Source organism: Bradyrhizobium sp. LB8.2 (assembly GCF_040548035.1).
Classification (GTDB): domain Bacteria; phylum Pseudomonadota; class Alphaproteobacteria; order Rhizobiales; family Xanthobacteraceae; genus Bradyrhizobium.
Map to the genome: position 1 here is coordinate 249,573 of NZ_JBEPQV010000008.1, position 6,000 is coordinate 255,572.

The 6,000-nt window shown below is 64.1% G+C and carries 6 protein-coding genes; 5 read left to right on the forward strand and 1 reads right to left on the reverse strand.

The genetic code is table 11. From position 1 onward, the window contains the following. Positions 1 to 18: 18 nt before the first annotated feature. Genes ABIB06_RS13305 through ABIB06_RS13325 form a run of 5 tightly spaced genes read left to right on the forward strand, consistent with a single transcriptional unit; the run spans position 19 to position 5,515 of the window. Positions 19 to 417, forward strand: a complete 399-nt coding sequence (locus ABIB06_RS13305) for a 5-carboxymethyl-2-hydroxymuconate Delta-isomerase (protein WP_354047008.1) — start codon at positions 19 to 21, stop codon at positions 415 to 417. Next, positions 410 to 1,948 (forward strand): 5-carboxymethyl-2-hydroxymuconate semialdehyde dehydrogenase, encoded by a 1,539-nt coding sequence (gene hpaE / locus ABIB06_RS13310; protein WP_354047006.1) that lies wholly within the window; start codon positions 410 to 412, stop codon positions 1,946 to 1,948. The genes ABIB06_RS13305 and hpaE overlap by 8 nt, the downstream gene beginning before the upstream one ends. A gap of 59 nt (positions 1,949 to 2,007) precedes the next feature. Next, entirely contained in the window at positions 2,008 to 2,991 is a 984-nt protein-coding gene (gene hpaD, locus ABIB06_RS13315; protein WP_354047004.1) for a 3,4-dihydroxyphenylacetate 2,3-dioxygenase, read from the forward strand. A gap of 3 nt (positions 2,992 to 2,994) precedes the next feature. After that, positions 2,995 to 3,864: a fumarylacetoacetate hydrolase family protein gene (locus ABIB06_RS13320; RefSeq protein ID WP_354047002.1), complete on the forward strand. Its 870-nt coding sequence runs from the start codon at positions 2,995 to 2,997 to the stop codon at positions 3,862 to 3,864. 25 nt (positions 3,865 to 3,889) lie between these two features. After that, positions 3,890 to 5,515: a thiamine pyrophosphate-dependent enzyme gene (locus ABIB06_RS13325; protein ID WP_354047000.1), complete on the forward strand. Its 1,626-nt coding sequence runs from the start codon at positions 3,890 to 3,892 to the stop codon at positions 5,513 to 5,515. A 27-nt stretch (positions 5,516 to 5,542) separates the two neighbouring features. Here ABIB06_RS13325 and ABIB06_RS13330 read toward each other — a convergent pair. Then, a partial coding sequence (locus ABIB06_RS13330) for a transposase (protein ID WP_354068754.1) occupies positions 5,543 to 6,000 on the reverse strand: 458 nt, incomplete at its 5' end.

Genomic DNA, 6,000 nt, shown 5'->3' on the forward strand with positions numbered 1-6,000 from the left:
ACAGGGAGTGAAACCGCGATGCCGCATTTTACGATCGAATATTCGGCCAATCTCGACAGCCGCCTCGACATCGGCGCTGTCTGCGAAATCGTGCGCAAGGCGGCGGTCGAGACCGGCATTTTCCCGCTCGGCGGCATCCGCGTCCGAGCTGTCAGATGCGAGCATTACGCGATCGCCGATGCCCGACAGGACTACGGTTTTCTCGACATGGTGCTGCGCATCGGCGAAGGCCGCGACCTCAAGACGCGCAAGACAGCCGGCGAGCACGTTTTCCAAGCGCTCTCCCGACACCTCGATCCCGTCTTTGCAGCCAGCAAATTGGCTTTGTCGTTCGACATGCAGATCAACGACAAGGACACCAGCTGGAAACGCAACAACATCCACGACGCCCTGAAAGTGGAGGCCTCCCATGGATAAGTCCACGCCGAAAGCCGATGTGTTCCAGGCCAACCGCGACCGCGTCGCGCCGCTGCTGAAGACGCTGCGTGCCGACGGTATCGGCCACATGATCGACGGCAAGATCGTGCCGTCGATATCAGGCGAGACGTTTGAGACCAAGTCGCCGGTCGACGGCGCGACGCTCGCAAGCGTCGCCCGCGGCAAGGCCGAGGATGTCGATCGCGCCGCGACCGCTGCCGCCCTTGCCTTCAAGTCCTGGCGCGACATGGGGCCGGCGATGCGGAAGAAACTGCTGCATCGCGTCGCCGACGCCATCGAGGACAATGCCGACGACATCGCCGTGCTTGAATGCATCGACACCGGCCAGGCCTTTCGCTTCATGGCCAAGGCCGCGATCCGCGCCGCCGAAAATTTCCGCTTCTTTGCCGACAGATGCGGCGAGGCGCGCGACGGCCAGAACACGCCGAGCGACGAGCATTGGAACGTCTCCACCCGCGTGCCGATCGGCCCGGTCGGCGTGATCACGCCGTGGAATACGCCGTTCATGCTCTCGACCTGGAAGATCGCCCCTGCCCTCGCAGCCGGCTGCACCGTCGTGCACAAGCCGGCGGAGTGGTCGCCGGTGACGGCCGCTGTTCTTGCAAAGCTCGTCAAGGAAGCCGGCGTTCCCGACGGCGTGCTCAACACCGTGCACGGTTTTGGCGAAGAGGCCGGCAAGGCGCTGACCGAGCATCCCGCCATCGAGGCGATCGGCTTCGTCGGCGAAAGCGCGACGGGCTCCGCGATCATGATTCAGGGCGCGCCGACCTTGAAGCGCGTGCATTTCGAGCTCGGCGGCAAGAACCCGGTGATCGTGTTCGACGACGCCGATCTCGATCGCGCGCTCGATGCTGTCGTGTTCATGATCTACTCGCTCAACGGCGAGCGCTGCACCTCGTCGAGCCGTTTGCTGATCCAGGCCAGCATTGCCGAAAAATTCATCGAGAAGCTGACCGCGCGCGTAAAAGCCTTGAAGGTCGGTCATCCCCTCGATCCCGCAACCGAGATCGGGCCGCTGATCCATGAGCGGCATTTGGCAAAGGTGTGCTCCTATTTCGACGTCGCACGCCAGGACGGCGCGACGATCGCCGTCGGCGGCAAGGCCTATGACGGCCCGGGCGGCGGACATTATGTCGAGCCGACGCTGGTCACCGGCGCGCATGGCAAGATGCGCGTGGCACAGGAAGAGGTGTTCGGCCCCTTCCTGACCGTGCTGCCCTTCAAGGACGAAGCAGACGCGATCGAGATCGCCAACGACATCCGCTATGGCCTGACCGGCTATGTCTGGACCAACGACGTCGGCCGGGCGTTGCGCGTCGCTGATGCACTCGAAGCCGGCATGATCTGGCTGAACTCGGAGAACGTCCGGCATCTGCCGACGCCGTTCGGCGGCATGAAGGCCTCAGGCATCGGCCGCGATGGCGGCGACTACTCGTTCGACTTCTATATGGAAACCAAGCACGTCTCGCTGGCGCGGGGCACGCACAAGATTCAAAAGCTGGGAATCTAACGGTTCCTCGCGCGCCGAGCGCGAACGGGGAATGACGGGGTCTAGAGAGGGGAAACGCAATGCCCGTGCCGCAACATATCTTCGAGCCGCCGTTCAACATCATCCGTTCGAGTCACGTCGTCCTAGATGTGACCGATCTGAAGCTCAGCAGCGCGTTCTACGAGACCACCGTCGGCCTGCATGTCGAGGACGCCGACGACAAGGTCGTGTATCTGCGCGGTTCGGAAGAGCATCAGCATCACTCGCTGGTGCTGCGCAAGGCGGCAGTGCCCGCCTGCAACCGGCTCGGTTTCAAAGTCGGCAATGACGGGGATCTGGACAAGGCCGCAAAGTTCCTGTCCGAGAACGGTCTTGGCTACGCGTTCGTCGATCAGCCCTTCCAGGGCCGCACGCTGCAATTCACCGATCCCTTCGGCTTCCAGATCGAACTGTATGCCTCGATGGACCGGCGGCCACATCTGCTCCGCCGCTACGACCTCTACAGGGGATGCCATCCGCAGCGGCTCGACCATTTCAACGTGTTCGCAGCCGAAGTGCAGGACACCGTCGAATTCTATGCCCGGCTCGGCTTCCGCCTGACCGAATACGCCGAGGAAGACGGACCGAACGGGCGCATTGCGGCTGCCTGGATGCATCGCAAGGGCAATGTCCACGATTTTGCGATCACCAACGGCAAGGGCCCGCGGTTGCACCACTTCGCCTACTGGACGCCAACGGCGATGAACATCATCCATCTCTGCGATGTCATGGCCTCGCAAGGCTTCGTGAAGAACATCGAGCGCGGTCCCGGCCGCCACGGCATCTCGAATGCGTTCTTCCTCTACGTCCGCGACCCCGATGGACACCGTCTCGAACTCTACACCAGCGACTACTTCACCGGCGATCACGACCACGAGCCGCTGCGCTGGTCGCTGCGCGATCCGCGCCGGCAGACGCTGTGGGGCGCGCCGGCCCCGCGCTCCTGGTTCGAGCAGGGTTCGCCGTTCGCTGGGCAAGCCGTGCGCGAGCCAAAATTCGTGGCCGACGTGCCGGTGGCGGATTAAGCAATGACCCTCCCTCGCCTCGCCACCTATTCCGTCAAGGGTGCTGTCAGCTACGGCGCAGTCGTCGACGGCGGCATTGTCGATCTCTCCGCGCGCCACGCAAAAGACTATCCGACGCTGCGCGAGGTGATCGCGGCAGGAAAGCTCGCGAGCCTCGCCGAAGAAGCCGCGTGCCACACGCCCGATCACGCGCTCGGTGACATCATTTGGCTGCCGCCGGTGCCCGCGCCGGAAAAGATCATCTGCATCGGCGTCAACTATCCCGACCGCAACGCCGAGTACAAGGACGGCCAGGACGCGCCGAAATATCCGAGCATGTTCATGCGCTCGCCGCGCTCGTTCGTGGGCCATGACACGCCGCTGGTGCGCCCGCGCGCCTCAGCGCAGCTCGACTACGAGGGCGAGATCGTGCTGGTGATCGGCAAAGCCGGCCGGCACATCCCCGAAAGTTCCGCGCTCGATCACATCGCCGCGCTCACGCTCTGCAACGAAGGCTCGGTGCGGGACTGGCTGCGCCATGCCAAGTTCAACGTCACGCAGGGCAAGAACTTCGATTCCAGCGGCAGCCTCGGCCCGTGGCTGGTGCCCTACACGCGGGAATCGCAGATCGCCGACGTTCGCCTCACCACGCATGTCAACGGCGAGCTGCGGCAGGACGACCGCACCAGCCGATTGATGTTCCCGTTCCGCTACCTCATCAGCTATATCTCGACCTTCGCAACGCTCGTTCCCGGCGATATCATCGTCACGGGCACGCCGACCGGCGCCGGTGCGCGGTTCGATCCGCCGCGCTATTTGAAGCCCGGCGATGTCGTCGAGATCGAAGCCGAGGGCATCGGCAGCTTGCGAAATGGCGTCGTCGACGAAGCCTGAACAATAATCGAAATGGAATAGTGCAATGACCACCCTCACCGGCGGCGAAGCGATCGTAAGCGGCCTTGTCGCCCATGGCGTCGACACCGTGTTCGGCCTGCCCGGCGCTCAGGTCTACGGCCTGTTCGACGCCTTCCACCAGGCCCAGCTCAAGGTGATCGGAGCGCGGCACGAGCAGGCCTGCGGCTACATGGCGTTCGGCTATGCGCGCTCCAGCGGCAGGCCCGGCGTGTTCAGCGTGGTGCCCGGCCCCGGCGTGCTTAACGCCAGCGCGGCACTGCTCACGGCGTTCGGCTGCAACGAGCCGGTGCTGTGCGTCACCGGCCAGGTCCCTACGCAATTTTTGGGCAAGGGCCGCGGCCATCTGCACGAGATGCCCGACCAGCTCGCGACGCTGCGCACCTATGTGAAATGGGCGGACCGGATCGAATATCCCGGCAACGCGCTGACCACGGTCGCGCGCGCCTTCCAGGAGATGACGTCCGGACGGCGCGGACCCGCTTCGGTCGAAATGCCCTGGGACATCTTTACTCAGCGTGCGGACACGGCTGCAGCACAGGTGCTGGAGCCGCTGCCGGCGCCGCTCGCTGATCCTGACATGATCAAGCAGGCTGCCGCACTGATCAAGTCCAGCAAAGCGCCGATGATCTTCGTCGGCAGCGGCGCGATCGAAGCGCGCGAGGAGATCCTCGAACTCGCCGAGATGATCGATGCGCCCGTCGTCGCCTTCCGCAGCGGCCGCGGCATCGTCTCCAACGCGCACGAGCTTGGGCTCACCATGGCCGCGGCCTACAAGCTGTGGCCCAACACCGATTTGATGATCGGCATCGGCTCGCGGCTGGAGCTGCCGACCATGTCGCGCTGGCCGTTCCGTCCCGATGGCCTGAAGAGTATCCGCATCGACATCGATCCCGTCGAGATGCGGCGCTTCATCCCGGACACCGCCATCGTCGCGGATGCCAAGGCCGCGACCGCCGATCTTGCCGCCGCCGTCAGCAAGGCGGGCTACAGCAAGACCGCCGGCCGCCGCGCCGCGATCCGCGAGGCGACTGCGACCGCGCAACAGGAAATCCAGCGCATCCAGCCGCAGATGGCCTATCTCAACATCCTGCGCGAGGTGCTGCCGGCGAACGCGATTGTGACAGATGAACTGTCACAGTTCGGCTTCGCCTCCTGGTACGGCTTTCCAATCTACGAGCCGCGCACCTTCATCACCTCGGGCTACCAGGGTACGCTCGGCTCGGGCTTCCCCACTGCGCTCGGCGCCAAGGTCGCCAATCCCGACAAGCCGGTGGTGGCCATCACCGGCGACGGCGGCTTCATGTTCGGCGTGCAGGAGCTTGCCACCGCCGTGCAGTTCAATATCGGCGTGGTGACGCTGGTGTTCAACAACAACGCTTACGGCAATGTCCGTCGCGACCAGCGCGAACGTTTTGACGGCCGCGTGGTGGCGTCGGATCTGGTCAATCCGGATTTCGTCAAGCTCGCGGAGTCCTTTGGCGTCGCGGCAGCGCGTGTGACAGCGCCGGATCAGTTCAAGGCAGCGATGGAGAAGGCGCTCGCCCATGGCGGGCCATATCTGATCTCGGTCGAAGTGACGCGCGATTCAGAGGTCAGCCCCTGGGCGTTTATCCACCCGCCGAAGCCGTGATGACGATCCTCTCCATGAACACGTCTGTCAGACGACGGCGGCTGGATTGGGGACGATTTGCTGGCCGAGCTGGCGAGCCAGTCGGTGCAGAATGCGGTGCTTGGTTTCCAATACCCTCGCCTCGTATTGAGCCACACCTGTCTCGACGAAGTCGAGGCCTTTGACCATCACGCGCCAGAAGAGTGTGGCTAGTTTTCGCGCGAGGGCCTTGTTCGCCACCAAGCCGCCGCGCCGTGCCGCCATGCGCCGGTAAAAGCCGCCGAGCGCGACGTATTTGCTGCGGGCCAAGGCACGGGCCATCACACAAAAGATCTGGCCGGCTCGGTTGCGGCGCCGTTTGACCGAAGCCTTGCGTTTGCCGCTTTGAGCGCTTCCGGGAGCAAGCCCTAACCACGAGGTGAAGTGCTTTTCGGTCCGCCACTTGGTCAGATCCGTGCCAACTTCGCCGATGAGCTGCAAAACGCTGTACTCGCTATGGGCGGGCA